Raw genomic sequence first — 25,971 nt, forward strand, 5'->3', positions numbered from 1 at the left:
TTACTCCTTCGCCTCGTTGCGGCCCAGGTGGAAGGCGGTGACGGCTGCCGCGAGCAGCAGCATCGAGGCCAGTTCGACCACCAGCAGGTACGGCCCGAACAGGCTGATGCCGACTTCCTTGGCGCTGACGGTGGTACCGCTGATGGCGGCGCCCGATGGGGTGACGAACAGCACGTACAGCAGCTCCAGCAGCAGCAGGGCGGCGAGGATCACCGGCCCCGCCCAGATGCCGGGCTTGAGCCAGCCGCGCTCCTGGGCGACCGAGGCCGGCCCGAGGTTGAGCATCATCACCACGAACACGAACAGCACCATGATGGCGCCGGCGTAGGCGATCACTTCCAGGGCGCCGGCGAACGGCGCACCGAGGGAGAAGAAGATCATCGCCACGGAGATCAGCGAAATGATCAGGTAGAGCAGGGCGTGCACCGGGTTGGTGCCAGTCACCACGCGCAGCGTGGAGACGACGGCGACACCGGATGCGAAGTAGAAAGCGAATTCCATCTTTCTGTCCTTATGGGAGCAAGCTCTTCACGTTGATCGGCTCGGCTTCGTTCTGCGCGGAGCCTTTCGGCTTGCCAGCGATCGCCATGCCCGCAACACGGTAGAAGTTGTAGTCAGGGTTCTTGCCGGGGCCGGAGATCAGCAGATCTTCTTTCTCGTACACCAGGTCCTGACGCTTGAACTCGGCCATTTCGAAATCCGGAGTCAGCTGGATCGCGGTGGTCGGGCACGCCTCTTCGCACAGGCCGCAGAAGATGCAGCGCGAGAAGTTGATGCGGAAGAACTCGGGGTACCAACGGCCGTCCTCGGTCTCGGCCTTCTGCAGGGAGATGCAGCCGACCGGGCAGGCCACCGCGCAGAGGTTGCACGCCACGCAGCGCTCCTCGCCGTCGGGGTCGCGGGTGAGGACGATGCGGCCGCGGTAGCGCGGCGGCAGGTACACGGGTTCTTCGGGGTACTGCAGGGTGTCGCGCTTGCGGAACCCGTGGGAGAACACCATGGCCAGGCTGCGCAGCTGTGTGCCGGTGCCCTTAACGATGTCGCCGATATACTTGAACATGGGTCAAATCCTCACTGGGCCGCGACGGCTGGCGTGTTGTAGAGCACGATCGCAGCGGTCACCAGCAAATTGATCAGGGTCAGCGGCAGGCAGAACTTCCAGCTGAAGTCCATCACCTGGTCATAGCGTGGGCGCGGGATCGAGGCGCGCAGCAGGATGAACAGCATGATGAAGAACGCGGTCTTCAGCGCGAACCACAGGAACGGTACTTGCGGCAGGATGCCGAACGGACCGTGCCAGCCACCGAAGAACAGGGTTACCAGCAGCGCCGAGATCAGGATGATGCCGATGTACTCACCGACGAAGAACATGCCCCATTTCATGCCGGCATATTCGATGTGGTAGCCGTCGGCCAGTTCCTGTTCCGCTTCTGGCTGGTCGAACGGGTGACGGTGAGTCACGGCGACGCCAGCGATGAAGAAGGTGCAGAAGCCGAAGAACTGCGGAATGATGAACCACAGGTTGTTGGCCTGGTATTCAACGATGTCGCGCATGTTGAACGAGCCCACCTGCACCACCACGCCCATCAGCGCCAGGCCCAGGAACACTTCGTACGACACGGTCTGCGCCGAGGCCCGCAGGCTGCCCAGCAGGGCGTACTTGTTGTTCGACGACCAGCCGGCGAACAGCACGGCATACACCGACAGACCGGCCATGGCGAAGAAGAACAGCAGGCCGATGTTCAGGTCGGCGACGCCCCAGCCCGGGGTGATCGGGATGATCGAGAAGCCGATCAGCAGGGCGCTCATGGCCACGACCGGCGCCAGGGTGAAGATCATCTTGTCGACGAAGGGCGGGTTCCAGTCTTCCTTGAAGAACATCTTCAGCATGTCGGCGGCGATCTGGAACATGCCGAACGGGCCGACACGGTTCGGACCGTAGCGGTCCTGCCACCAGCCCAGCAGGCGACGCTCGACGAAGCTGAGCAGCGCGCCGCAGACCACCACGGCCAGCAGCACCACGATGGCCTTGACGACCTGAATGATCACATCGATCACTTCGGGGGTGAACCAGCTCATTGTGCTGCCTCCTGCAGGCCTTCGACGGCTGCACCGAAGATGGCGGGCGGAATGCCGGCCAGGCCTTTGGGCAACGCAACCAGGCCAGCGCCCAGTTCTTCATTGATACGCAGCGGCAGACGCAGCGACACGCCGGCCACGTTCAGGCTCAGCATTGCGCCGTCGTTGACGCCCAGGCGGTCGGCTTCGGACTTGGCCAGGCCGACGTAGGCGGCCGGGATGCGCTCCTGCACCGGGGCTGCGCGGGAGGAGGACTCCTCACTGCCGAACAGGTGGAAGAACGGTACAGCGGTCCAGGTGCCGCGAGCCGGGTTGAACGCGCCCGGAATGGCGGTGAACCAGTCGAGCTTGTCGCCTTGCGATTCGATCAGGCGCACGCCCGGGTCACCGGCACGCAGGTGGCCACCCACTTCGTCCTGGAACTTGTTCCAGGCCTGCGGCGAGTTCCAGCCCGGCGACCAGGCGAACGGCACTTGCTGACGCGGTTCGGCCGAGCCCGAGTAGCCTTCCATGGAGAAGGCGAACGCAGTGTCCTTGTCCTGCGGGGTACGCGGCTCGTGCACGCTGATGTTGGCGCGCATGGCGGTACGGCCCGAGTAGCGCAGCGGCTCGCGGGCCAGCTTCATGCCCTTGATGCGGAAGGCGGCGCTTGGTGCGGCATTGACGATGCCGGCCAGTTGCGGGGCGGCTTCGGCGCAGGCGCTGGTGACGTGGTCCAGCTGGGTCCAGTCCACCGGCTTGTTGAGCAGGGTGGCACGCAGGGCGTGCATCCAGCGCCAGCCTTCGTGGATCTGGATGCTGCTGTCCAGGTACTGCGGGTCGAACACCTGGAAGAAGCGCTGGGCACGGCCTTCCTGGCTGACCAGGGTGCCGTCGCCTTCGGCGAAGGAGGCGGCCGGCAGCACCAGGTGGGCGCGGTCGAGGGTGGCGGTCTTGGAGTGGTCGGCGACGATCACCACCTTGGCCGCGGCCAGGGCAGCGTCGACCTTGGCGGCCGGTACGCGGGCGTACAGGTCGTTCTCCAGCACGACGATGGCGTCGGCCTTGCCGCTGATCACGGCGTCCAGGGCCGCGTCGACGGACTCACCGCCCATCATCGCCATGCCGAGGCTGTTGGCCTCTGGCACGACCAGGCTCAGCGAACCGTTCTTCTCGCGCAGCTTGAGGGCCTTGGCGATGTTGGCGGCGGCTTCGATCAGCGCAGGGTCAGCCAGGGACGTGCCGGAGACCACCAGTGGGCGCTTGGCGGCGACCAGGGCGTCGGCGATGCGCTGGGCCAGGGCCTTGGCTTCGTCGTCCAGGCCGGCGACGGCAGGCGCGCTCGGGTCGATGGCGTGGGCCACGGCGAAACCGATGCGGGCCAGGTCGGCGGGAGCGGCGTGCACGCACTCTTCGGCGACATCGTCCAGCTTGGTTTCAGCCAAGGATGCGATGAACAGCGGGTACAGCGCGTGCTGGCCGATGTTCTTCACCGCGGCGTCCAGCCAAGGCTGTACGCGCATGGCGTCGGCCATGGCCTCGGCCTTGCCCTTGGTGGCCTGGCGCACGGCCAGGGCGACGCGGGCAGCGGTCTGGGTCAGGTCTTCGCCGAGCACGAACACGGCGTCGTGGTCTTCGATGTCGCGCAGGGTCGGGACCGGCAGCGGGCTGTCGTTCAGCACGTTCAGCGCCAGGCGCACGCGGGCCAGTTCGCCAGCTTCCATGCCCGAGTAGAAGTACTCGGCGCCGACCAGCTCACGCAGGCCGTAGTTGCTCTCGAGGCTGGCGCGTGGCGAGCCGATGCCGACGATGGTGCGGCCGCGCAGCAGGTCGGCGGCCTTGTCCAGGGCGGCGTCCAGGCTCAGCTTGCTGCCATCGGCGAGGAACGGCTGACGTGGACGGTCCTTGCGGTTGACGTAGCCATAGCCGAAGCGGCCACGGTCGCACAGGAAGTACTGGTTCACCGAGCCGTTGAAGCGGTTCTCGATGCGGCGCAGTTCGCCGTAGCGCTCGCCGGGGCTGATGTTGCAGCCGCTGGAGCAGCCATGGCAGATGCTCGGGGCGAACTGCATGTCCCACTTGCGGTTGTAGCGCTCGGAGTGAGTCTTGTCGGTGAACACACCGGTCGGGCAGACCTCGGTGAGGTTGCCGGAGAACTCGCTTTCCAGCACGCCGTCTTCGACGCGACCGAAGTAAACGTTGTCGTGGGCGCCGTATACGCCCAGGTCGGTGCCGCCGGCGTAGTCCTTGTAGTAGCGCACGCAGCGGTAGCAGGCGATGCAGCGGTTCATCTCATGGGCGATGAACGGGCCGAGGTCCTGGTTCTGGTGGGTACGCTTGGTGAAACGGTAGCGGCGCTCGTTGTGGCCGGTCATTACCGTCATGTCCTGCAGGTGGCAGTGACCGCCTTCCTCGCACACCGGGCAGTCGTGCGGGTGGTTGGTCATCAGCCATTCGACGACGCTGGCGCGGAACGCCTTGGACTCGTCATCGTCGATGGAGATCCAGGTGCCGTCGGAGGCGGGGGTCATGCAGGACATGACGATACGACCACGGGTGTCGTTCTCGTCGGTGTACTGCTTGACCGCGCACTGCCGGCAGGCGCCGACGCTACCGAGCGCCGGGTGCCAGCAGAAATAGGGGATGTCGAGGCCGAGCGACAGACAGGCCTGTAACAGGTTGTCCGCACCGTTGACTTCGAGCGCTTTGCCGTCTACGTGGATAGTGGCCATTGTTCAAAGTTCTTCGTTGGCCCGCGTGGGCGGGCGTGGCTAATGGAAATCGGTGAGCCCGCGGCCGGCCACGAATCGTTCGGGCCGGCCGGCGGGCTGGCGGATGGCACGGACCATCCGCTGTTCATCTTGTTATGCGCCGACCACGATCGGCTTGGCCAGGTTCGGGCGCAGGGTGTCGGCCGCGCTAGCGGGAGCGACACCGGCCTCGAACTCGGACCGGAAGTATTTGATGGCACTGCCCAATGGCTCGACGGCACCCGGTGCGTGAGCACAGAAGGTACGGCCTGGGCCGAGGAAGTTGACCAGACCCAGCAGGGTCTCGATGTCTTCGGCGCGGCCCTGGCCTTTCTCCAGGGCGCGCAGCATCTTCACGCTCCATGGCAGGCCGTCACGGCACGGGGTGCACCAGCCGCAGGATTCGCGGGCGAAGAACTCTTCCATGTTGCGCAGCAGCGAAACCATGTTGATGCTGTCGTCGACCGCCATGGCCAGGCCGGTACCCATGCGGGTGCCGACCTTGGCGATGCCACCGGCGTACATCTGCGCGTCGAGGTGCTCGGGCAGCAGGAAGCCGGTGCCGGCGCCGCCTGGCTGCCAGCACTTGAGCTTGAAGCCGTCGCGCATGCCGCCGGCGTAGTCTTCGAACAGCTCGCGGGCGGTGACGCCGAACGGCAGTTCCCACAGGCCGGGGTTCTTCACCTTGCCGGAGAAGCCCATCAGCTTGGTGCCGTGGTCCTCGCTGCCTTCGCGGGCCAGCGATTTGTACCAGTCGTTGCCGTTGGCGACGATGGCCGGCACGTTGCACAGGGTCTCGACGTTGTTCACGCAAGTCGGCTTGCCCCACACGCCGACGGCGGCAGGGAAGGGCGGCTTGGAGCGCGGGTTGGCGCGGCGGCCTTCCAGCGAGTTGATCAGCGCGGTCTCTTCACCGCAGATGTATCGGCCGGCGCCGGTGTGGACGAACAGCTCGAAGTCGAAGCCCGAACCGAGGATGTTCTTGCCCAGCAGGCCTGCGGCCTTGGCTTCGTCGATGGCGCGGTTGAGGTTCTTCGCCGCGGTGGTGTATTCGCCGCGCAGGAAGATGTAGCCGCGGTAGGCCTTCAGGGCGCGGGCGCTGATCAGCATGCCCTCGACCAGCAGATGGGGCTGTTGCTCCATCAGCATGCGGTCCTTCCAGGTGTTCGGCTCCATTTCGTCCGCGTTGCACAGCAGGTAGCGGATGTTCATGGATTCGTCTTTGGGCATCAGGCCCCACTTCACACCAGTGGGGAAGCCTGCGCCACCACGGCCCTTGAGGCCGGAGTCCTTGACGCTCTGGACGATGTCGTCGGCGGACATCTCGGCCAGTGCCTTGCGGGCAGCGGCGTAGCCGTTCTTCGACTCGTACTCGGTCAGCCAGACCGGCTCGCCGTCGTCGCGCAGGCGCCAGGTCAGCGGGTGGGTTTCGGCCGAGCGCGCGATGCGGTTGGCCGGGCCGAAGGAAGTGATGGTCATACGTAACCCTCCAGCAGCTTGGAGACGCCGGCAGGCTGCACGTCGCCAAAGGTGTCGTCGTCGATCATCAGCGCCGGGGCCTTGTCGCAGTTGCCCAGGCAGCACACTGGCAGCAGGGTGAAACGCCCGTCCGCGGTGGTCTGGCCGAGGCCGATGCCCAGCTCGCTCTGGATCTGGCTGACTACCGACTCATGGCCGCCGATGTAGCAGACCATGCTGTCGCACACGCGGATGATGTGGCGGCCGACCGGCTGGCGGAAGATCTGGCTGTAGAAGGTGGCCACGCCCTCGACGTCGCTGGCGGGAATGCCCAGCACTTCGCTGATGGCGTAGATGGCGCCGTCCGGCACCCAGCCGCGCTCTTTCTGGACGATCTTCAGGGCTTCGATGGACGCCGCGCGCGGGTCCTCGTAGTGGTGCATCTCGTGCTCGATGGCCGAGCGCTCGGTTTCGCTCAGGGCGAAACGGTCGGTTTGGATAAGCGTGCTGTTCATGCTTAGCGGTCCACGTCAGCCATAACGAAGTCGATACTGCCCAGGTACGCGATCAAGTCCGCGACCATGCTGCCTTTGATCACCGAAGGGATCTGCTGCAGGTGCGGGTAGCTCGGGGTACGGATCCGGGTGCGGTAGCTCATGGTGCCGCCGTCGCTCGTCAGGTAGTAACTGTTGATGCCCTTGGTCGCCTCGATCATCTGGAACGACTCGTTGGCCGGCATGACCGGGCCCCACGAGACTTGCAGGAAGTGGGTGATCAGGGTCTCGATGTGCTGCAGGGCGCGCTCTTTCGGCGGCGGCGTGGTCAGCGGGTGATCCGCCTTGTACGGGCCTTCCGGCATGTTGCGCAGGCACTGGTCGATGATGCGGATACTCTGGCGCATCTCCTCGACGCGGACCATGCAGCGATCGTAGGCATCGCCGTTGTGGGCCAGCGGTACTTCGAACTCGAAGTTCTCGTAGCCGGAGTAGGGGCGCGCCTTACGCAGGTCGAAGTCGCAGCCGGTGGCACGCAGGCCGGCACCGGTGGTACCCCATTCCAGGGCTTCCTTGGTGTTGTACGCGGCGACGCCGATGGTACGACCCTTGAGGATGCTGTTCTTGAGCGCGGCCTTCTCGTACTCGTCGAGGCGCTTGGGCAGCCATTCGACGAAGTCCTTGACCAGCTTGTCCCAGCCACGCGGCAGGTCGTGGGCGACGCCACCGATGCGGTACCAGGCCGGGTGCAGGCGGAAACCGGTGATCGCTTCGATCACGGTGTAGGCGCGCTGGCGGTCGGTGAAGGTGAAGAACACCGGGGTCATGGCGCCGACGTCCTGGATGTAGGTACCCAGGAACAGCAGGTGGCTGGTGATGCGGAAGAACTCGGCGAGCATGATGCGAATCACGTCGACTTTCTGCGGCACCTTGATGCCGGCAAGCTTTTCCACCGCCAGGACGTACGGCAGGTTGTTCATCACCCCGCCGAGGTAGTCGATACGGTCGGTGTACGGAATGAAGCTGTGCCAGGACTGACGCTCGGCCATCTTCTCGGCACCACGGTGGTGGTAGCCGATGTCCGGTACGCAGTCGACGATCTCTTCGCCGTCCAGCTGCAGGACGATACGGAAGGCACCGTGGGCCGAAGGGTGGTTCGGGCCGAGGTTGAGGAACATGTAGTCCTCGTTGGCGCCGTGGCGCTTCATGCCCCAGGCTTCCGGGTTGAAACGCGCCGATTCCTCTTCAAGCTGCTGCTTGGCCAGGGTCAGGCTGTAGGGGTCGAACTCGGTGGCGCGGGCCGGGTAGTCCTTGCGCAGCGGGTGACCTTCCCAGGTCGGCGGCATCATGATGCGGCTCAGGTGCGGGTGGCCGGCAAAGTCGATGCCGAACATGTCCCAGACTTCGCGCTCGTACCAGTTGGCGTTCGGCCAGATGCCGGTCACGGTCGGCAGGTTCAGGTCGCCTTCGCTGAGCGACACCTTGATCATCACGTCGCTGTTACGCTCGACCGACAGCAGGTGGTAGAACACGCTGAAATCGGCGGCAGGCAGGCCACGGCGCTGGGTGCGCAGGCGCTCGTCGACGCCGTGCAGGTCGTACAGCATGCTGTACGGCTTGGCGACGCCGCGCAGGAAGCTCAGCACTTCCTTGAGCTGGGCACGTTTTACCCACAGGACCGGCATGCCGGTGCGGGTTTCCTGGGCGACGAATGCGTCGGCGCCAAAACGGTTGTGCAGTTCGACGACCACATCCTGGTCGTCAGCCTTGTAGGGCGGAATATAAATAGCGTTGTCCGCTGTCATGGTCTCGGTCGCTTTGGGTCAGCGTTAAGAATGAAGCCAGGCCGCCGGCTCCTTCGGGAGCGGGCGGCAGGTCGCTGGATCAGACTTCGTCGGGGCTGCGCAGGTTGGTTACCGCAATGCGCTGTTCACGACGCAGGTCTTTCTGGGCGGGCATCTCGGCACGGTAGATGCCTTGATCACCAACCACCCAGGAAAGCGGGCGTCGTTCTTGGCCGATCGACTCCTGCAGTAGCATCAAACCTTGCAGGAATGCCTCGGGGCGCGGCGGGCAGCCAGGCACATAGACGTCCACGGGGAGGAACTTGTCGACCCCCTGAACGACCGAGTAGATGTCGTACATGCCGCCGGAGTTGGCGCACGAACCCATGGAGATGACCCACTTGGGCTCGAGCATCTGCTCGTACAGGCGCTGGATGATCGGCGCCATTTTGACGAAGCAGGTACCGGCGATGACCATGAAGTCGGCCTGACGCGGCGAGGCCCGGATGACTTCGGCGCCGAAGCGGGCGATGTCGTGGGGTGCCGTGAAGGCCGTGGTCATTTCCACGTAGCAGCAGGAAAGGCCGAAGTTGTACGGCCAGAGGGAGTTCTTGCGACCCCAGTTGACCGCGCCACGCAGCACATCTTCGAGTTTCCCCATGTAGATGTTCTTGTGGACCTGGTCTTCCAGCAGTTGATCGGTGACGGTTTCCCGCTCACCGACCGGATACTGCTCGTTGGGTGCGTCCGGATCGATTCTGGTGAGATTGTATTGCATGCCAAAGCCTCATTGTTTCAGCTTCGCTTGCCGCTTGCGGCGACCTTCGGGAGCCCAATCGAGCGCCCCGACGCGCCATAGGTAGACAAGACCTGCCAACAGAATTGCTATGAAAATGAGAGCTTCGACGAATCCGGTCCAGCCGCTTTCGCGGACGGACACAGACCATGCATACAGGAAGAGGGCTTCGATATCGAAGATCACGAACAGCATCGCGACCAGATAGAATTTGGCGGACAGGCGCAGGCGGGCGCTGCCGACGGGCAGCATGCCGGATTCGAAGGGTTCGTTCTTGGCGCGACCCCAGGCCTTGCTACCGAGCAGGCTGGACAGGCCGAGCATGAAGGCACACAGGCCGACGACACCCAGGAGGAAGATGGCAAAGCCCCAGTTGTGGGCGATGAGTCCTGCCGAATCGGACATGCTAGAAATCCTTATACAGAGACCCAGCTCTGCAGTCTGAAATAAAGTAGAGCGGCGACGTGGTGTCGCAGACGCAGTGACCAAATGTCGCAGCTGAATCAATCGCGCTGATTTTATGGGTAAACCCAGTGCAAGTAAAATTTCCGTTGCAAATTTATTCGTAGGTTTAAGAACAAAAATCTTTCGTAACTGGCTGAAACCCTTGAGTTTCGGGCATTGCGCGCGGATTTGTTAATTATGTTTCTTACCCCGCGTAATGACGGGCTAGTTGCGTAATGATAATTAATATCATTTAGCCTGAGCTGTAATGTTTTGGCTGTTCTGGCCCTTGCAAAGTTCATCTGCCGAGCGTCCCCTCTTGCAAATGCGAAAAACTCTCGTTCTAGCAGCTTCCGGCACTGTGCGTACCGCTCTGGATCAATACTTTGTCGCTTGCATCGCGGCTGACCGACGCGGCGATCAGCCCCTGGCCGAGCCAGTAGAAGAGGATGATCAGGTACTCGGCGGCGGCGAACGGGCTGACGAAGCGGTCGATGCCGATCAGGCTGTCGGAGAATACGAATGCACAGGCGCCCAGCGCGGCCAGGCCACCACAGGCCAGGGCGCGCCAGAGCATGGCGCCGATGGTCAGGGCGTACAGGGCCACGGGGATCAGCAGTGGGCCCAGGCCATGGTCGGCGAGCACGCCGAACAGCGAACCGCCTATCAGCACGGCGAAGGCCAGGGCCGGGTAGGCCGGGCGTCGCGTGAGGCTGCAATAGCCGCGCAGGTAGGCCAGGTGTGCGCAGAGAAATGCCGCCAGGCCGAACACAAAGAGGTCCCGAGGGATCGCCAGAAGGATGTCGCCGAGCACCGAGAAGGCTAGGCCGAGGATGATCCAGTGGCGATAGGGTGTGGCGGGGAGGGTGCTCAGCCAGGCAATCAGGGCGAGCACCGGAATGGGTTTGACCAGCAGGCCGAGCAGGGCATTGTCGCTGGCCAGCGCATATAGATAGAAGGCGGCGGCTGCGACGGCGACGATGAGTAGGTGGCCAGGGCGGGGCATGGGCAGTCCTTGCTGTGGGGTAGCCACAAGCTTAGACCTGATCCCTGATTTTGCTCTGGCCTGTGCCGGCCCTTTCGCGGGTAAACCCGCTCCCACCGGTTTCGCGCAATGCCTGTGGGAGCGGGTTTACCCGCGAAGAGGTCGGTGCAGGCAAAAGAAAGCCCAGGAACCTTGCGGAACCTGGGCTTGCTGTTCAGCTCACCGAACTCAGTGGAACTGCTCTTCCTCGGTCGAGCCGGTCAGTGCGGTCACCGACGAAGCGCCACCCTGGATCACGGTGGTCATGTCGTCGAAGTAGCCAGTACCGACTTCCTGCTGGTGCGCCACGAAGGTGTAGCCTTTGCTCGCGTCGGCGAATTCCTGCTCCTGCAGCTTCACGTAGGCGGTCATGTCGTTGCGGGCGTAGTCGTGCGCCAGGTTGAACATGCCGTGCCACATGTTGTGGATGCCGGCCAGGGTGATGAACTGGTGCTTGTAGCCCATGGCCGACAGCTCGCGTTGGAACTTGGCGATGGTGGCGTCGTCCAGGTTCTTCTTCCAGTTGAAGGAAGGCGAGCAGTTGTACGACAGGATCTGGTCCGGGTATTCCTTCTTGATCGCCTCGGCGAAGCGACGGGCTTCTTCCAGGTCCGGCTTGGCGGTTTCGCACCAGATCAGGTCGGCGTACGGGGCGTAGGCCAGGCCGCGGGCGATGGCCTGGTCGAGGCCGGCGCGTACCTTGTAGAAGCCTTCACGGGTACGCTCGCCGATCACGAACGGTTGGTCGTACGGGTCGCAGTCGCTGGTCAGCAGGTCGGCGGCGTTGGCGTCGGTACGGGCCAGGATGATGGTCGGCACGCCCGAGACGTCGGCGGCCAGACGCGCGGCCACCAGCTTCTGTACGGCTTCCTGGGTCGGGACCAGGACCTTGCCGCCCATGTGGCCGCATTTCTTCACCGAGGCCAGCTGGTCTTCGAAGTGCACGCCGGCGGCGCCCGCTTCGATCATGTTCTTCATCAGCTCGTAGGCGTTCAGCACGCCGCCGAAACCGGCTTCGGCGTCAGCCACGATCGGTGCGAAGTAGTCGATGTAGCCATCGTCGCCCGGGTTCTTGCCGGCTTTCCACTGGATCTGGTCGGCGCGGCGGAAGGCGTTGTTGATGCGCTTGACCACGGTCGGTACCGAGTCGACCGGGTACAGCGACTGGTCGGGGTACATCGACTCGGCCGAGTTGTTGTCGGCGGCAACCTGCCAGCCGGACAGGTAGATGGCCTGGATGCCGGCTTTTACCTGCTGCACTGCCTGGCCACCGGTCAGGGCGCCCATGCAGTTGACGAAATCTTTTTCTGGGCGGAAGGACGGGTGGGCACCTTCGGTGACCAGCTTCCACAGTTTTTCTGCGCCTTGGCGAGCAAAGGTGTGCTCTGGCTGCAGCGAGCCACGCAGGCGAACGACATCAGCGGCGGTGTAGGTACGGGTCACGCCTTTCCAGCGCGGGTTTTCGGCCCAGTCTTTCTCGAGGGCTGCAATTTGCTGTTCGCGTGTCAGTGCCATGGAAATAAACCTCGTCGCATCGATCTTGAGTGTAATTGTGCTGATGCTCGGATACGCGGATCAGAAGCCAGGCGGCTGTCCTGTCCGGGGGAGTGCGGCGGCGAACGCAGGAGGCTCGAAGGGGAAGGGTTGTGCAGGCCAGGCGAAGGTGTGCCCTGCAGGTCGGCTCGTGGTTGCCTTGCTGCGGTGCGACGCGATTGCCAGAACTGCGGTGATGCGCTTCCGTCCCTCGGGACAACTTCTTCGTTGCAGTCGCAATCCCGTCGAACCGCCTTGTGGGCCGTATGGACACGAGGTGCCTCCACGGTGGGAGGAGTGCACCTCGAAGACCCTTGCCAGGGCCTCTGATTAGCGGGAGCGAGGCCATCATGCCCTTGCCGAAAAGAGCCTGTCAAATGTTTTGTAGTGCTTTTTCCGACTTACTACATCTTTGGTCTAATGCGACTTGGCGGTCAGTTTCAAGGCCTTTGGTCGAGGCCTTGAATTGCCTGGGTTCAGTCGAGAAGGTCGACTTTGACCCGCAAAGTCATGTTTTCACCGCGCTGGGTGCTGTAACTGAGGCTTGACGCGCTGCGTTCGGATTGGCTCTGCTGGTTGAACCCGGCCAGGGTGATCCACTCGCCGAGCTTGCCGGTGACGGTCGTGTCGGTGCTTTGCACTTTCACTACATCGGCACGTTCCTGGCTCATTCGATCATTATTGGTGCTGATTTGCAGACGAACCGTGTCGCCGCTCAGGCGTGGCGTGACGTAGAAGCCCTGGGTCACATTGCGGTATTCGGTGTTGCTCTGGATGCGCCCGTAACCGTCGGTGGCGGTGCTGGTGACGGGGATGCTCTGGCCCACCTGGATCAGTGCTGGCTGACCGTCGCTGGCCTGCACCTGCTGCATGCCGCCTTCGCGGTTGGCGGTGCCGTAGCGGATCACGCGGGCGTTGCCGCGGTTGTCCTGGAAGTTGCTGTCGTTGTTGTCGACGCTGATCAGCAGGCGTTTGGGCGCGGTGTCGAGCTGTTGCAGCAAGGCGCGCAGGTCGTCGATGCGTTCCTGGCTGGCGTTGACGATCAGCTTGTCCTCGAAGGTGCTGACGCTGCCGTCCTTGCCCAGGAACGACTGGGCGGCAGGCAGCAGTTCGGCGCTGCTGCGGTGTTGCAGGGGGATGACCTCGGTGGCGGCCTGGGCGGTGAGGCTGGCGGCCAGCAGCAGGGAGGCGAGCAGGGGGCGTAGCGGCATGTCCATGATCTCCGCGGGTGGAATGGACATGATGGCAAATTTGCGTGCAACTTGCCGTGCGGATTGACGGTGGCTGCTGTCAGACAAATTCCGTACCATCGCGCCCTCGATTTTCAGGCTTATTACCCATTGTCTCGACAGCGTGGGAGCGGGCTTGCCCCGCGATGGCGCCATCGCGGGGCAAGCCCGCTCCCACGCTATAGACCTCGAGGCTGTTTACAGGACCTCCATGAAACCCGCACGACTTCGCGCCGACCTGCTCGCCGGCCTCACCACTTCCTTCGCCCTGGTGCCGGAATGCATCGCCTTCGCCCTGGTGGCGCACCTCAATCCGTTGATGGGGCTGTACGGCGCCTTCATCATCTGCACCCTGACTGCCTTGTTCGGCGGCCGTCCCGGCATGATTTCCGGCGCCGCCGGCTCCATGGCGGTGGTGATCGTCGCCCTGGTGGTGCAGCACGGCGCCCAGTACCTGCTGGCCACGGTGCTGCTCGGCGGGGTGGTGATGATCCTGTTCGGCGCGTTGCGCCTGGGCAAGCTGGTGCGTCTGGTGCCTTACCCGGTGATGCTCGGCTTCGTCAACGGCCTGGCCATCGTCATCGCCCTGGCCCAACTGGAGCACTTCAAGGATGGCGAGCACTGGCTCAGCGGGACGCCCCTGTACCTGATGATCGGCCTGGTGGCGTTGACCATGCTGGTGGTCTACGTCCTGCCGAAGCTGACCCGTGCGGTGCCGCCGGCGCTGGTGGCGATCCTCGGTGTCGGCCTGCTGGTCTACCTGCTCGGCCTGCCGACCCGCACCCTCGGCGACATGGCCCATATCGCCGGTGGCTTGCCGCACCTGGCCCTGCCGGAGATACCCTGGAACCTCGAGACCCTGAAGATCATCGCGCCTTATGCATTCCTGATGGCCATGGTCGGTCTGCTGGAAACCCTGCTGACCCTCAACCTCACCGACGAGATCACCGAGAGCCGAGGTTATCCGGACCGCGAGTGCGTGGCCCTGGGCGCGGCCAATATGGTCTCGGGGCTGTGCGGCGGCATGGGCGGCTGCGCGATGATCGGCCAGACCGTGATCAACCTCAGCTCCAATGGCCGTGGACGCCTGTCGGGCGTGGTGGCCGGGGTGATGATCCTGCTGTTCATCCTGTTCCTGTCGCCGCTGATCGAGCGTATTCCGCTGGCAGCGCTGGTGGGGGTGATGTTCGTGGTAGCCCAGCAGACCTTCGCCTGGGCTTCGCTGCGGGTGCTGCACAAGGTGCCGGTGAGCGATGTGCTGGCGATCATTGCGGTGACCGTGGTCACGGTGTTCACCGACCTGGCCATGGCGGTGATGTTCGGTATCGTCATCGCGGCGATCAACTTCGCCTGGCAGCATGCGCGGGAGCTGTACGCCGACAGTCATGTGGACGCCGAGGGGACCAAGCATTACCAGGTGCATGGCACCCTGTTCTTTGCCTCGACCACGCCGTTTCTCAACCAGTTCGATCCGGCCAATGATCCGGCCAGGGTGACCTTGGACTGCCAGCATTTGAGCTTTGTCGATTATTCGGCGATAGCTGCGTTGCAGACCTTGCGCGAGCGGTATGCCAAGGCCGGCAAGCAGTTGCGGGTGGTGCACCTGTCGGAGCGCTGCAAGAAGCTGCTTAAGCGGGCGGGTGAGCAACACTGAAGGCACGATACCTGTAGGAGCGGCCTTGCGCCGCGAAAGGGCCGCAAGGCGGCCCCGGCGATCTTTGCCCAACACTGAAATCCTGGGGCCGCTTCGCGACCCTTTCGCGGCGCAAGGCCGCTCCTACAGAGGGCGTGCTCCCTACGACTCCCCGCGATTCTTCTTCACGATGGCATCGGCGATGCTCGCCGGTGCTTCGGCATAGCGGGTGAACTCCATCGAGAAACTGGCCCGACCCTGGGTCATCGAGCGCATCGAGGTGGCGTAGCCGAACATCTCGCCCAGCGGCACCTCGGCACGGATCACCTTGCCGGCCGGAGTCTCGTCGCCGTCCTGGATCATCCCCCGGCGCCGGCTCAGGTCGCCGAGGATATCGCCCTGGTACTCCTCGGGCGTCACCACCTCGACCTTCATCACCGGCTCCAGCAGCACCGCGCCGCCTTTCTGCGACAACTGCTTGGTGGCCATCGAAGCGGCGATCTTATAGGCCATCTCGTTGGAGTCGACGTCGTGGTACGAGCCGTCATACACCGCCGCCTTGAGGTTGATCAGCGGATAGCCGGCGAGCACGCCGTTCTTCATCTGCTCCTCGATGCCTTTCTGGATCGCAGGGATGTACTCGCGTGGCACCACGCCGCCGACGACTTCGTTGATGAACTCGAGGCCTTCCTTGCCTTCGTCGCCCGGGGCGAAGCGAATCCAGCAGTGCCCGTACTGGCCACGGCCACCGGACTGGCGGACGAAGCGGCCTTCGATCTCGCAGGTGTTGCGGATCTTCTCGCGGTAGGCCACCTGCGGCTTGCCGATGTTGGCCTCGACGTTGAACTCGCGGCGCATGCGGTCGACGATGATGTCCAGGTGCAGCTCGCCCATGCCGGAGATGATGGTCTGGCCGGTCTCCTCGTCGGTCTTGACCCGGAACGACGGGTCTTCCTGGGCCAGCTTGCCCAGGGCGATGCCCATCTTCTCCTGGTCGCCCTTGGTCTTGGGCTCCACCGCCACCGAGATCACCGGGTCGGGGAAGTCCATGCGTTCGAGGATGATCGGCTTGTCCATGTCGCACAGGGTGTCGCCGGTGGTGACGTCCTTCATGCCGATCAGCGCGGCGATGTCGCCGGCGCACACGTCCTTGATCTCGGCGCGCTGGTTGGCGTGCATCTGCACCATGCGGCCGATGCGTTCCTTCTTGCCCTTGACCGAATTGAGCACGGCGTTGCCGGAGCTGAGCACGCCAGAATACACCCGGGCGAAGGTCAGGGTGCCGACGAACGGGTCGGTGGCGATCTTGAACGCTAGGGCTGAGAACGGCTCGTTGTCGTCGGCGTGACGCTCCAGGTGTTTTTCCTCGTCGTCCGGGTCGGTGCCCTTGATCGCCGGGATCTCGCTGGGGGCGGGCAGGTAGTCGATCACCGCGTCGAGCATCAGCGGCACGCCCTTGTTCTTGAACGACGAGCCGAGGATGGTCGGCACGATCTCGTTGGCGATGGTGCGCTGGCGCAGGGCGGCCTTGATTTCCTCTGTGGTGAATTCCTCGCCTTCGAGGAACTTCAGGGTCAGCTCTTCGTTGGCATCCGCCGCCGCCTCGATCATGTGGGCACGCCATTCGTCGGCCAGGGCCTGCAGCTCGGCGGGGATCGCTTCTTCGCGGTAGCTGGTGCCCTGGTCAGCGTCGTTCCAGTAGATGGCCTTCATTTTCACCAAGTCGATCTGGCCGATGAAGTTTTCCTCGCTGCCGATGGCCAGCTGGATCGGCACCGGATGGTGGCCCAGGCGCTGGTCGATCTGCTTCACCACCCGCAGGAAGTCGGCGCCCTGGCGGTCCATCTTGTTGATGTAGGCCAGGCGCGGCACATGGTACTTGTTGGCCTGGCGCCATACGGTCTCGGACTGCGGCTCGACGCCGTCGGCGCCGCTGAACACCACCACCGCGCCATCGAGCACGCGCAACGAGCGTTCGACCTCGATGGTGAAGTCGACGTGGCCGGGGGTGTCGATGATGTTGAAGCGGTACTTGTGCTCGAACTGCTTGGTCGAGCCTTGCCAGAAGGCCGTGGTGGCCGCCGAGGTGATGGTGATGCCACGCTCCTGCTCCTGGGCCATCCAGTCCATGGTCGCGGCGCCGTCGTGCACCTCGCCCATCTTGTGGTTGACCCCGGTGTAGAACAGGATTCGCTCGGTGGTGGTGGTCTTGCCGGCATCCACGTGGGCAACGATACCGATGTTGCGGTACAGCTCGATAGGGGTCGTGCGGGCCATGGTCGGATCACCTGTGGGTGAGGATTCTCCCAAGGTAGCAGAGCGGGAGAATCCTGCCGGGGCGACCGTCAGTCGGCGAGCACCTGCAGCTGCCACTGGCCTTCGCTTTCGCGGGCCAGGCCGCTGGCCGGCAGCAGGGCCAGCAGGCGTTCGTGCAGGGCGGTATCGGTGAACGACTTGAGGGTGGCCATGTCCAGGGCGCCGACGGTGATCAGCTCGGCCTTGGTGTAGGACAGCCAGGCCTTCTTCAGCGCCATCAGCACATCGCTGCCGGCGGTGCTGGCGAAGCGCCGGTGCAGGGTGCGGCCTTCCAGCTCGAAGCTGTGACGGTGCTCGTAGCCGTTCTCGTCGCCATTGCCCTCGACGCAGCGGTGGCAGCGGCAGGGGCCGTCGCCGAAAGCGTTGCGCAGGTAGGCGTTGAAGTCCACGACGGGCTTGAGGGTCAGGCGTTTGTCGACCTCGAACAGGTCGGCGATCAGGGGTTGTTCGGCGCTCACTCGGTATCCTCGCGTGGTGTGGCGTGCATCGCCGGGCACCCTAACAGATCAGGGCAGGGGAGGCCATGCTCGATGGCGGGCGTGGGAGCGGGCTTGCCCCGCGATGAGGTCGGTAGAGACAACCGGGAACGCCTGCCGTACTCTACGCGCCAGCAATCCAACCCTTCAAAACCGAGGTAACCCCGCTTGAGCAACAAGTACCCCTACACCGCCACCGTGACCATCAGCGCCGAAGACCGTGGGGGCGACACCGAGGCCTCGGAGAACACCAACATGCGCGTGGGCCTTGAGGCGGTGACCGAGGTGCTGAAGAAGGTGCATTTCGTCGGTACGCTCGGGGCGCCGGAAAAAGGCGCCACGCACATCTGCGTCACCTTGGAGAACGGCCTGAGCTACTACGGCCCGATCGTCAACGGCCACGCCGAGCTCGAAGGCGGCTGGATCGCCTTCGAATGTGACATGCCTACCCCGGAAGAACTGGGCCTGTAACCCTCAGCCCAGCTCCATGAGGCACTGCTCGAGGATATCCAGGCCTTCCTCGAGCACCTCGGGTTCAATGGTCAGCGGTGCCAGCAGGCGGATGATATGCCGCGCCTTGCCGCTGGGCATCAGCAACAGACCTCTGCCGCGCGCCGCCTCCAGCACCTTGGCCAGTTGCGCCGGTGCAGGGCTACCGTCCGGGTTGACCAGCTCCAGCCCGCGCATGGCCCCGGTGCCGGTCAGGCGACCGAGCGCGGCGCACCTTCCCGACGCTTTCCAGCGCGCATGGCGCGCCACGATGGCCTGTTCCTGCCGTTCGCCCCAGGTGGTTATATTGGCGTCGGTCATCTGCTCCAGGCTCGCCAGTGCCGCCGCACAGGCGATCGGATTGCCCGAGTAGGTCCCGCCCAGCCCGCCCTTTGGCAGCGCGTCCATGATCGCCCGCCGCCCGACCACCGCGCCCAGCGGCATGCCGCCGGCGATGCTCTTGGCCAACAGCAACAGGTCCGGCTCGATACCCAGCCGGGGGAAGGCGAAGCGCTGGCCGGTTCGGCCGAAGCCGGACTGGATCTCGTCGATGATGATCAGGATCCCGTGCTCGTCGCAGAACCGGCGCAGGACCCGGGCGAAGGCCGGGTCGAGGGCGAGGAAGCCGCCTTCGCCCTGCACCGGCTCGAAGATGAACGCGGCCACGTCCTCCACCGCCAGTTCCACGCTGAACAGGCGCTCCATGGCCGTGAGCGCCTGCTCGCAGCTCACCCCGGTGTCCGCGCTGGGGTAGGGCAGGTGAAAGACCGGGCCGGGCAGTTCGCCCACGCGCTGCTTGTACGGGGCGACCTTGCCGTTCAGGTTGAGGGTGGCCAGGGTACGGCCGTGGAAACCACCGTCGAAGGCGACGATGGCCCGTTTGCCGGTGGCGCCGCGGGCGACCTTGAGGGCGTTCTCCGCCGCTTCCGCGCCGCTGTTGGTCAGCATGCCCGCCAGCGGGTAGCTGAGCGGGACGAACTGGCGCAGGCGTTCCATCAGTTTCAGGTAGGGGCCGTGGGGCGCGGCGTTGAAGGCGTAGTGGGTCAGGCGCGCGGCCTGCCGCTGGATGGCCTCGACCACCGCCGGGTTGCAATGGCCCAGGTTGAGCACGCCGATACCGCCGACGAAGTCGATGTAGCGCTTGCCGGCGGAGTCCCAGACTTCGGCGTTGCGGCCGTGGGAAAGGGTGATCGGGTGAACGATGGCGATGGACTGGCTGATACTTTCCTGATTCATCTGCACGCGGCCTGTTGTTCGAGTCAGGTCGTATCCAAGCGTGGCGGGGATATATCCGGCAAACGAATTATTCGATTGCCGTCATTCGTTTTCTTCCTGAACTTGATGCGTAGCCTGTGCCGCCCTCGGGGCCGCACTCATTGGCGTGGAGTGGGCAGGGCGCTACCATCGGCAGTCAGCCTCCTTCCCAACTCCAACAAGCCAAGGACGCGTATGACCGAGCAAACCCTCTCCCTGCAACAACTCGCCGCCCCTGATGGCACCTGCTATGGCTGTGGGTGCTCCCACCCCAGCGGCCTGCATGTGCAGAGTCACTGGGATGACGACGGCGTCCACCTGCTGTGCCGTCATTCCCCCGACCCGACCTTCATCGGCTGGCCCGGCCTGGTCTACGGCGGCCTGCTGGCCATGCTGGTCGATTGCCACTCCAACTGGACCGCCATGGCCCATCACTACCGCGCCGAAGGCCGCGAGCCCGGTAGTCTGCCGCGTATCGACTGCGTTACCGGCCAACTCAGCCTGACCTACCTCAAGCCCACCCCGATGGGCGTCGAGCTGCTGCTCAAGGCGCGGGTCGAGGGCGAAGTGGGGCGTAAGAGCCGGGTGATCTGCGAAGTCTGGGCTGGGGATGTGCTGACCGTTACCGCCGATTCAGTGTTCGTACGGGTCGATACCGAGAAGCTCAAGCGCCAGGCCCACGGCGACGCCTGAACCTTGCACCGGTTGGGAGGGGCTGGCATTGTCGAGGGTGATCCGGATGCCCGACAGGATGTTGCCATGCCCTACCAGATCCGCCCGGCCCGCAGCGACGATTGTGCAGTCCTGAGCCACATCGGCCAGGCCACCTTCGCCCTGGCCAGCCCGCCCGACAGCACTCCGGCGGCGCAGCAGCACTACATCGCCCACAACCTGCAGCCCGAGCATTTCCAGGCGCACCTGTGCCACCCGCACAAGCGTCTATTGGTGGTCGAGCAGGATGGCCAGGTCCTGGGCTATAGCATGCTCGACCTGGCGCCCGGTGAGCTGGGGATCGCCGCAGCCGATCATCTGGTGGAGATTTCCCGCTGCTATGTACTGCCCGCCGCCCACGGCACAGGTGCCGCGCAGTCGCTGCTCGAGGCTACCCTGGCCCACACTGGTGGCTCGGTCCGCCTGACTGTCAATGAACTCAACGCCAGGGCCATCCGGTTCTACGGGCGCAATGGCTTTCGCAAGGTGGGCGAGGCGATCTTTCCCTGCGGTGACGAGCGGCACCGAGACTGGGTGATGGTCAGGACGCCCGGCAGTCTTTAAATTGAGTCCCTCAACCTTCAGGGCGCGAACATGACCGATCTTTCCGTATTCCCCATCACCCGCAAATGGCCGGCCCGGCATCCCGAGCGCCTGCAACTGTATTCGCTGGCCACGCCCAACGGCGTCAAGGTCTCGATCATGCTCGAGGAGATCGGCCTGCCCTACGAGGTGCACAAGGTCAGCTTCGACAACGACGACCAGCTGAGCCCCGAGTTCATCTCCCTGAGCGCCAACAACAAGATTCCGGCAATCCTCGATCCCGATGGCCCTGGTGGTCAGCCGCTGCCGTTGTTCGAGTCGGGGGCGATCCTGCAGTACCTGGCCGAGAAGAGCGGGCAGTTGCTCAGCCAGGATCCTGCCCAGCGCTACCAGACCTTGCAGTGGCTGATGTTCCAGATGGGCGGCATCGGGCCGATGTTCGGCCAGGTGGGGTTCTTCCACTTCTTTGCTGGCAAGGACTACGAGGACAAGCGGCCGCGTGACCGCTATGTCAATGAGTCCAAGCGCCTGCTGGGCGTGCTCGACCGCCACCTGCAGGGGCGGGAGTGGATGGTCGATGCGTACAGCATCGCCGATATCGCCATCTTCCCTTGGGTGCGCAACCTGGTGGAGCGCTACAACGCGCGCGAGTTGGTGGGGTTCGATGAGTTCAAGGAAGTTCAGCGGGTGCTGGCGAAGTTCGTCGAGCGCCCGGCGGTCCAGCGCGGGCTGAAAGTGCCGAGTTAAGCAGCTATCCGCGATCCTGTGGGAGCGGGTTTACCCGCGAATGCGGCGGTGAAGCCAGCATCGCATTCGCGGGTAAACCCGCTCCCACAGGCGATGCGCATGGCTCAAAACAACTGGTTCAGCAGCCAGTACAAGCACCCGGCCAGCAACATCGCCGCCGGCAAGGTCAGCACCCAGGCCATCAGCAGGTTGACCAGCGTCTTGCGTTGGATCCCCGACCCATTGGCCACCATGGTCCCGGCCACGCCCGAACTCAGCACGTGGGTGGTCGACACCGGCAGGCCGAACATGTCCGCCGCGCCGATGGTGCACATCGCCACCACCTCGGCCGAAGCGCCCTGGGCGTAGCTCAGGTGGGTCTTGCCGATCTTCTCGCCCACCGTCACCACGATGCGCCGCCAGCCGACCATGGTGCCCAGGCCCAGGGCGATGGCCACCGCCACCTTGACCCACAGCGGGATATAGCGGGTGGCGTCGTCCAGTTGGCGCTTGAACAGTTGCACATGGCGGCTGGTGTCGGCGTCGTAGCGGGCCAGTTGGTGCTTGTCGATCAGGCGGATGGCCTCGCTGGTCAGGTACATGTCGTTGCGCACGTTGGCCATGGCCTCGGCCGGCACGCGCTTGAGCGAGCCGTAGCCTTTGACTTCCTCGCCGATCATGCCGGTCAGCGCGGCCAGCGCCGGGAGCAGCTCGGCGCTGGCCCTGTGCTCGGAGATGAACGCGGTCAGCACCTGGCGCGGATCGGCCGGCGCGGGGGCTGGCGCGGCGCGCACCAGGGCCTGGCGGGTGACCTCGGCGACCGCCGAGAACTGCAGGGCCTGCTCGTTGGGCATGGTCTTGTTCAGCGCATAGGCCATCGGCAGGGTGCCGACCAGGATCAGCATGATCAGGCCCATGCCTTTCTGGCCATCGTTGGAGCCGTGGGCGAACGACACGCCGGTGCAGGTGAGGATCAGCACGCCACGGATCCACCAGGGGGGCGGTGTCTGGCCTTCTGGCGCCTGGTACAGCTCGCGGCGCTTGACCAGCGCGCGCAGGGCGAGCAGCAGCAGGGCGGCGCAGGCGAAGCCGATCAGCGGCGAGAACAGCAGGGCATAGCCGACCTTGCTGGCCTGGGTCCAGTCCACGCCGCTGGTGCCGTCGCGCCCGTGCATCAGCGCGTTGGCCACGCCGACGCCGATGATCGAGCCGATCAGGGTGTGCGAGGACGACGCCGGCAGGCCCAGCCACCAGGTGCCGAGGTTCCAGATGATCGCCGCCAGCAGCAGGGCGAAGACCATGGCGAAGCCGGTCGACGAGCCGACCTGCAGGATCAGCTCCACCGGCAGCAGGGCGATGATGCCGAAGGCCACCGCGCCGCTGGAGAGCAGCACCCCGAGGAAATTGCACAACCCCGACCAGACCACCGCCACCGGCGCCGGCAGCGAATGGGTGTAGATTACCGTGGCCACGGCGTTGGCGGTGTCGTGGAAGCCGTTGACGAACTCGAAGCCCAGGGCGATCAGCAGGGCCAGGCCCAGCAGCAGGAAGGGGGTGACGGTGGTGACCACGGTGCCGCTGGCGCTGACATCCTGTTTGAGGCTCCAGAAGGTGTAGGCCAGGCCGGCCAGCAGCAGGCCGAAGAACAGGGTGAGGGTGGCGCGTCCGGGTTTGTGGGCAAGGTGAGGGCGCGGGCTGGGCAGGGTCAGGTCGGACTGGCTGGCCAGGGACGGGGTTGCCATGAGGGCTCCGGTTGGCGTCGGGCGGTGGTGCCGAAGGTATTCAGCATAGAAACAATTCGTTACCAGGGCGTGACCTCGATCAATGAAGGCCCTAGGCTGTCTGGGGAACGATGTTGCAGGAGTGCTGCATGATTCGCTGTAAACGCGTCTACGAGGCGGCCGGGGACGAGGATGGCCAGCGCGTGCTGGTCGATCGTCTGTGGCCGCGCAACACGCGCAAGGAAGACCTGCATGGGCAGTGGCTACGCGAAGTGGCGCCGTCCGACGCACTGCGCAAGGCTTATCACGCCGGCGAATTCGACTTTGCCGGTTTCACCCGGCGCTACCAGCAGGAACTGGCCGCCCACCCCGAGCACTGGTACCCGCTGCTGGACCTGGCCGGCAAAGGCGACCTGACCTTGCTGTATGCCGGCAAGGACACCGAGCACAACAACGCCCAGGTCCTGGCCCGGTGGCTCGAGGACGAACTGGAGCGCCGTGGCCCGGCCAGTTCGCCGGTGTGCTATGCCCCTTGAACTGATTCCCGCCAGCGACGAACACCTCACGTTCGCCCGTGACCTCACGCGCCGCGCCATGCTGCCGTATTACCGCGAATTCGATCTGTTGTGGATCGAAGAAGCCTTCGACGAAGCCTGGGGCTGGCGCGAACAGTGGCTGGTGGTCGAGGACGACCGGGTGCTGGGCTTTTGCAGCCTCAGCCAGGACCGCCAGGCGCTGTATATCCGCGAACTGCACCTGCTGCCCGAGCAGCGCGGTCGGGGAGTGGGCGGTTGGGTGCTGGAGCAGTTGGCCGGCTGGACCGCGCAGCGCGGGTTGCCCTGGCTGCGGTTGATGGTGTTCAGCAGCAATCCGGCGCGGCGCCTGTACCAGCGTCGAGGGTTCGTCGAGGTTGGGATGGACGAGTGCTTCGTGCGGATGCAGCGCCCGGTACCCTGACGCGATCCTGTGTAGGAGCGGCCTTGCGCCGCGAAAGGGGCGCAACGCGGCCCCGGCGATCTTTGCTTTAACGCTGAACTCCTGGGGCCGCTCCGCGCCCCTTTCGCGGCACAAGGCCGCTCCTACAGGGGGCGGTGTATTTCAGTCCTGGCGCACCCTGACCATCCGCCCCTGAACCAGCATCGCCTCCAGCGCCGGCCCCTGCAACGCCAGCAGGTCGCCGGCCAGCAGGTTCTGCAACAGCGCCTTGCCATCGAAGCGATTGCCCCCCAACTCGACCTCGCGCACCCCCTCCACCCGTACCACGGCCTTGCCCACCTGTCCCAGGCGGTTGTCGCTGATCACCAGCGGCCCGGGCTGTGGCGTCGTGTTGCGCAGGCTGATGGCGTACTCCGGCGTATTGCCGATCCGGTTGCCCACCAGCGTCAGGCCCGAGACCTCGCTGGCGTCCACCGCGCTGCCCTGGCTGCTGGCCAGCAGGTTGCCGTCGATCAGCAGCGGGGATTGGGCCGTGGGCGCGAGGTTGCGCAACTGGATGCCATGACCACGGCTGTCGCCGATGCGGTTGCCGGCCAGCAGCACGGCGCCGTGCTGGTCGCTGATCTCGATGGCGGCCTTGGCGGCGCCGAGGATCAGGTTGTTTTCGACCAATGCCCGGGTCTGGCCACGCAGGCGCACGCCGCTGTTGTTGTCGACGCCGCGCAGTTGGTTGCCACGCAGGCTCAGCTGGCTGTCACGGGCGTCGATGGCGTACTGCTGCGAGCCTTCGAAACGGCTGTCGACGACGGTCGCCTGGCTGTGCTGCAGCTCCACCGCGCTGGACAGCTCGCTGAAATGGCTGGCCTCCACCAGCAGCGTGGCGGGACGCGTGCTGCCCGGCTGCTGGGTGCTGAGCGCGGTGCTCAGGCCGCGTGACAGGTTGGCGTTGTAGCCCAGACGTTTGAGCGTCGAGCCGATCACTTCGGTATGGCTGCCAGCCCAGGTCACCACGAAGGGCCGCCAGGCGCGGTCGGTGTTGCCGGGCTTGTCACCGGCCACGCTCTCCAGCGTTGACCGGTTCAGCCCCAGCCAGCCCTGGTTGATCAGCGCGGTGCCGGAGAAGCTGTACAGGTAGAGGCTCGTGCCCTCCAGCCGCAGGCCGGCATCGGCGCCGATCATCAACGGGTAGCTGAGCAGGTAGCCGTCCTTGTAGCGCTTGAGGACCCGTGGGTCGTGCAGCGCATCATGCAGCTGCGCCAGGGTGATGCTGCCACCGCGCAGCACCACGGCCTGGGGGTGATGCGCCTGGTAGCCGGCGATGGCGCGGAACAGGCCGTTGTTGACGAACGGCTCGAACGGCCAGCTGCCGGCCTGGGACGAGAACATCGGTTGCAGGCTGACACTGGCGCGGCCTGAGGGTGGCGGACGGCGCGCCTGCTCGAAGGTCACCGCCTGGCGGGCCTGGTGGCGCAGTTGCTCCAGCTGCTGCTGATACTGCGCCTGGGGCAATGTGTCCAGCACCGGCGCGGCCTGGGCGGTCGCCGCCAGCAGCAGGGCGGCCAGGCAGGTGAGGGAAATGCGGCTGAACGGTACCAT

24 protein-coding genes are annotated in these 25,971 nt (G+C 64.8%); 7 read left to right on the forward strand and 17 right to left on the reverse strand.

All coding sequences use genetic code 11. The features are described from left to right. The 12 genes from nuoJ to K2O50_RS09725 all read right to left on the reverse strand — a co-directional run bounded on the left by nuoJ (position 1) and on the right by K2O50_RS09725 (position 13,582). Positions 1 to 501, reverse strand: coding sequence for an NADH-quinone oxidoreductase subunit J (gene nuoJ, locus K2O50_RS09670; RefSeq protein ID WP_023631348.1), 501 nt, complete (start codon positions 499 to 501; stop codon positions 1 to 3). Between the two features lie 10 nt (positions 502 to 511). After that, a complete protein-coding gene (gene nuoI, locus K2O50_RS09675) occupies positions 512 to 1,060 on the reverse strand; it encodes an NADH-quinone oxidoreductase subunit NuoI (protein ID WP_003251442.1) in 549 nt (182 codons plus the stop codon). 11 nt (positions 1,061 to 1,071) lie between these two features. Continuing rightward, positions 1,072 to 2,079, reverse strand: coding sequence for an NADH-quinone oxidoreductase subunit NuoH (nuoH, locus tag K2O50_RS09680; RefSeq protein WP_050706494.1), 1,008 nt, complete (start codon positions 2,077 to 2,079; stop codon positions 1,072 to 1,074). Further along, the gene (gene nuoG, locus K2O50_RS09685; RefSeq protein WP_050706493.1) at positions 2,076 to 4,790 is read right to left on the reverse strand and encodes an NADH-quinone oxidoreductase subunit NuoG; all 2,715 of its coding nucleotides are present in this window, start codon (positions 4,788 to 4,790) and stop codon (positions 2,076 to 2,078) included. The genes nuoH and nuoG overlap by 4 nt, the downstream gene beginning before the upstream one ends. Positions 4,791 to 4,922: 132 nt before the next feature. Beyond that, the gene (nuoF, locus tag K2O50_RS09690) at positions 4,923 to 6,287 is read right to left on the reverse strand and encodes an NADH-quinone oxidoreductase subunit NuoF (RefSeq protein WP_050706492.1); all 1,365 of its coding nucleotides are present in this window, start codon (positions 6,285 to 6,287) and stop codon (positions 4,923 to 4,925) included. Next, positions 6,284 to 6,781, reverse strand: coding sequence for an NADH-quinone oxidoreductase subunit NuoE (nuoE, locus tag K2O50_RS09695; protein ID WP_050706491.1), 498 nt, complete (start codon positions 6,779 to 6,781; stop codon positions 6,284 to 6,286). The genes nuoF and nuoE overlap by 4 nt, the downstream gene beginning before the upstream one ends. A 2-nt stretch (positions 6,782 to 6,783) precedes the next feature. Continuing rightward, positions 6,784 to 8,565 (reverse strand): NADH-quinone oxidoreductase subunit C/D, encoded by a 1,782-nt coding sequence (nuoC, locus tag K2O50_RS09700; RefSeq protein WP_220690005.1) that lies wholly within the window; start codon positions 8,563 to 8,565, stop codon positions 6,784 to 6,786. A gap of 79 nt (positions 8,566 to 8,644) precedes the next feature. Beyond that, positions 8,645 to 9,322, reverse strand: coding sequence for an NADH-quinone oxidoreductase subunit B family protein (locus K2O50_RS09705; RefSeq protein WP_008096180.1), 678 nt, complete (start codon positions 9,320 to 9,322; stop codon positions 8,645 to 8,647). A gap of 9 nt (positions 9,323 to 9,331) precedes the next feature. After that, positions 9,332 to 9,745: an NADH-quinone oxidoreductase subunit A gene (locus tag K2O50_RS09710; protein ID WP_028692461.1), complete on the reverse strand. Its 414-nt coding sequence runs from the start codon at positions 9,743 to 9,745 to the stop codon at positions 9,332 to 9,334. A 382-nt stretch (positions 9,746 to 10,127) separates the two neighbouring features. Then, complete coding sequence (locus K2O50_RS09715) at positions 10,128 to 10,790, reverse strand: lysoplasmalogenase (RefSeq protein WP_050706489.1); 663 nt, start codon at positions 10,788 to 10,790, stop codon at positions 10,128 to 10,130. Positions 10,791 to 10,997: 207 nt separating this feature from the next. Further along, positions 10,998 to 12,323: an isocitrate lyase gene (gene aceA, locus K2O50_RS09720; protein ID WP_050706488.1), complete on the reverse strand. Its 1,326-nt coding sequence runs from the start codon at positions 12,321 to 12,323 to the stop codon at positions 10,998 to 11,000. Between the two features lie 494 nt (positions 12,324 to 12,817). Further along, on the reverse strand, positions 12,818 to 13,582 hold the full coding sequence (locus tag K2O50_RS09725; RefSeq protein WP_177330852.1) for a secretin N-terminal domain-containing protein: 765 nt from the start codon (positions 13,580 to 13,582) through the stop codon (positions 12,818 to 12,820). 199 nt (positions 13,583 to 13,781) lie between these two features. Here K2O50_RS09725 and K2O50_RS09730 point away from each other — a divergent pair, with 199 nt between their 5' ends. Continuing rightward, positions 13,782 to 15,224, forward strand: coding sequence for a SulP family inorganic anion transporter (locus K2O50_RS09730; protein ID WP_050706486.1), 1,443 nt, complete (start codon positions 13,782 to 13,784; stop codon positions 15,222 to 15,224). A 141-nt stretch (positions 15,225 to 15,365) separates the two neighbouring features. On the opposite strand, the gene fusA is transcribed toward K2O50_RS09730, so the two are convergent. Together fusA and K2O50_RS09740 are read right to left on the reverse strand one after the other, a co-directional pair. Beyond that, positions 15,366 to 17,480, reverse strand: a complete 2,115-nt coding sequence (fusA, locus tag K2O50_RS09735) for an elongation factor G (RefSeq protein WP_050706485.1) — start codon at positions 17,478 to 17,480, stop codon at positions 15,366 to 15,368. Positions 17,481 to 17,548: 68 nt separating this feature from the next. Continuing rightward, a complete protein-coding gene (locus K2O50_RS09740) occupies positions 17,549 to 17,977 on the reverse strand; it encodes a hypothetical protein (protein WP_050706484.1) in 429 nt (142 codons plus the stop codon). Between the two features lie 186 nt (positions 17,978 to 18,163). On the opposite strand from K2O50_RS09740, the gene K2O50_RS09745 reads away from it, so the two are divergent. Further along, positions 18,164 to 18,466, forward strand: coding sequence for a hypothetical protein (locus tag K2O50_RS09745; RefSeq protein ID WP_050706483.1), 303 nt, complete (start codon positions 18,164 to 18,166; stop codon positions 18,464 to 18,466). A gap of 3 nt (positions 18,467 to 18,469) precedes the next feature. Here the strand turns inward: K2O50_RS09745 and K2O50_RS09750 are convergent, their stop codons facing one another. Continuing rightward, complete coding sequence (locus K2O50_RS09750) at positions 18,470 to 19,720, reverse strand: aspartate aminotransferase family protein (RefSeq protein ID WP_220690006.1); 1,251 nt, start codon at positions 19,718 to 19,720, stop codon at positions 18,470 to 18,472. Positions 19,721 to 19,933: 213 nt separating this feature from the next. Here K2O50_RS09750 and K2O50_RS09755 point away from each other — a divergent pair, with 213 nt between their 5' ends. From K2O50_RS09755 to K2O50_RS09765, 3 genes are all read left to right on the forward strand, one after another. Next, complete coding sequence (locus K2O50_RS09755) at positions 19,934 to 20,431, forward strand: PaaI family thioesterase (protein WP_050704732.1); 498 nt, start codon at positions 19,934 to 19,936, stop codon at positions 20,429 to 20,431. A gap of 66 nt (positions 20,432 to 20,497) precedes the next feature. Continuing rightward, positions 20,498 to 21,013: a GNAT family N-acetyltransferase gene (locus K2O50_RS09760; RefSeq protein WP_050704733.1), complete on the forward strand. Its 516-nt coding sequence runs from the start codon at positions 20,498 to 20,500 to the stop codon at positions 21,011 to 21,013. 30 nt (positions 21,014 to 21,043) lie between these two features. Beyond that, entirely contained in the window at positions 21,044 to 21,739 is a 696-nt protein-coding gene (locus K2O50_RS09765; RefSeq protein WP_050704734.1) for a glutathione S-transferase N-terminal domain-containing protein, read from the forward strand. A 104-nt stretch (positions 21,740 to 21,843) separates the two neighbouring features. On the opposite strand, the gene K2O50_RS09770 is transcribed toward K2O50_RS09765, so the two are convergent. Continuing rightward, positions 21,844 to 23,460 carry an inorganic phosphate transporter gene (locus K2O50_RS09770; protein WP_050704735.1) on the reverse strand — a complete coding sequence of 539 codons (1,617 nt, stop codon included), beginning with the start codon at positions 23,458 to 23,460 and terminating at the stop codon, positions 21,844 to 21,846. Between the two features lie 128 nt (positions 23,461 to 23,588). Here K2O50_RS09770 and K2O50_RS09775 point away from each other — a divergent pair, with 128 nt between their 5' ends. Together K2O50_RS09775 and K2O50_RS09780 are read left to right on the forward strand one after the other, a co-directional pair. Beyond that, complete coding sequence (locus K2O50_RS09775) at positions 23,589 to 23,975, forward strand: DUF488 domain-containing protein (RefSeq protein ID WP_050704736.1); 387 nt, start codon at positions 23,589 to 23,591, stop codon at positions 23,973 to 23,975. After that, positions 23,965 to 24,396, forward strand: a complete 432-nt coding sequence (locus K2O50_RS09780; protein WP_050704737.1) for a GNAT family N-acetyltransferase — start codon at positions 23,965 to 23,967, stop codon at positions 24,394 to 24,396. The genes K2O50_RS09775 and K2O50_RS09780 overlap by 11 nt, the downstream gene beginning before the upstream one ends. A 141-nt stretch (positions 24,397 to 24,537) precedes the next feature. Here K2O50_RS09780 and K2O50_RS09785 read toward each other — a convergent pair whose 3' ends face one another. Beyond that, positions 24,538 to 25,971: a right-handed parallel beta-helix repeat-containing protein gene (locus K2O50_RS09785; protein WP_052896370.1), complete on the reverse strand. Its 1,434-nt coding sequence runs from the start codon at positions 25,969 to 25,971 to the stop codon at positions 24,538 to 24,540.

Source organism: Pseudomonas sp. 2hn (assembly GCF_019646095.1).
GTDB classification, from domain to species: Bacteria; Pseudomonadota; Gammaproteobacteria; order Pseudomonadales; family Pseudomonadaceae; genus Aquipseudomonas; species Aquipseudomonas peradeniyensis.

Bases quoted from the DNA above. Each gene is read 5' to 3' on its own strand.
- nuoJ (WP_023631348.1), bottom strand. From the start codon at position 501: ATGGAATTCGCTTTCTACTTCGCATCCGGTGTCGCCGTCGTCTCCACG.
- nuoI (WP_003251442.1), bottom strand. From the start codon at position 1,060: ATGTTCAAGTATATCGGCGACATCGTTAAGGGCACCGGCACACAGCTG.
- nuoH (WP_050706494.1), bottom strand. From the start codon at position 2,079: ATGAGCTGGTTCACCCCCGAAGTGATCGATGTGATCATTCAGGTCGTC.
- nuoG (WP_050706493.1), bottom strand. From the start codon at position 4,790: ATGGCCACTATCCACGTAGACGGCAAAGCGCTCGAAGTCAACGGTGCG.
- nuoF (WP_050706492.1), bottom strand. From the start codon at position 6,287: ATGACCATCACTTCCTTCGGCCCGGCCAACCGCATCGCGCGCTCGGCC.
- nuoE (WP_050706491.1), bottom strand. From the start codon at position 6,781: ATGAACAGCACGCTTATCCAAACCGACCGTTTCGCCCTGAGCGAAACC.
- nuoC (WP_220690005.1), bottom strand. From the start codon at position 8,565: ATGACAGCGGACAACGCTATTTATATTCCGCCCTACAAGGCTGACGAC.
- K2O50_RS09705 (WP_008096180.1), bottom strand. From the start codon at position 9,322: ATGCAATACAATCTCACCAGAATCGATCCGGACGCACCCAACGAGCAG.
- K2O50_RS09710 (WP_028692461.1), bottom strand. From the start codon at position 9,745: ATGTCCGATTCGGCAGGACTCATCGCCCACAACTGGGGCTTTGCCATC.
- K2O50_RS09715 (WP_050706489.1), bottom strand. From the start codon at position 10,790: ATGCCCCGCCCTGGCCACCTACTCATCGTCGCCGTCGCAGCCGCCGCC.
- aceA (WP_050706488.1), bottom strand. From the start codon at position 12,323: ATGGCACTGACACGCGAACAGCAAATTGCAGCCCTCGAGAAAGACTGG.
- K2O50_RS09725 (WP_177330852.1), bottom strand. From the start codon at position 13,582: ATGTCCATTCCACCCGCGGAGATCATGGACATGCCGCTACGCCCCCTG.
- K2O50_RS09730 (WP_050706486.1), top strand. From the start codon at position 13,782: ATGAAACCCGCACGACTTCGCGCCGACCTGCTCGCCGGCCTCACCACT.
- fusA (WP_050706485.1), bottom strand. From the start codon at position 17,480: ATGGCCCGCACGACCCCTATCGAGCTGTACCGCAACATCGGTATCGTT.
- K2O50_RS09750 (WP_220690006.1), bottom strand. From the start codon at position 19,720: ATGAATCAGGAAAGTATCAGCCAGTCCATCGCCATCGTTCACCCGATC.
- K2O50_RS09755 (WP_050704732.1), top strand. From the start codon at position 19,934: ATGACCGAGCAAACCCTCTCCCTGCAACAACTCGCCGCCCCTGATGGC.
- K2O50_RS09760 (WP_050704733.1), top strand. From the start codon at position 20,498: ATGCCCTACCAGATCCGCCCGGCCCGCAGCGACGATTGTGCAGTCCTG.
- K2O50_RS09765 (WP_050704734.1), top strand. From the start codon at position 21,044: ATGACCGATCTTTCCGTATTCCCCATCACCCGCAAATGGCCGGCCCGG.
- K2O50_RS09770 (WP_050704735.1), bottom strand. From the start codon at position 23,460: ATGGCAACCCCGTCCCTGGCCAGCCAGTCCGACCTGACCCTGCCCAGC.
- K2O50_RS09775 (WP_050704736.1), top strand. From the start codon at position 23,589: ATGATTCGCTGTAAACGCGTCTACGAGGCGGCCGGGGACGAGGATGGC.
- K2O50_RS09780 (WP_050704737.1), top strand. From the start codon at position 23,965: ATGCCCCTTGAACTGATTCCCGCCAGCGACGAACACCTCACGTTCGCC.
- K2O50_RS09785 (WP_052896370.1), bottom strand. From the start codon at position 25,971: ATGGTACCGTTCAGCCGCATTTCCCTCACCTGCCTGGCCGCCCTGCTG.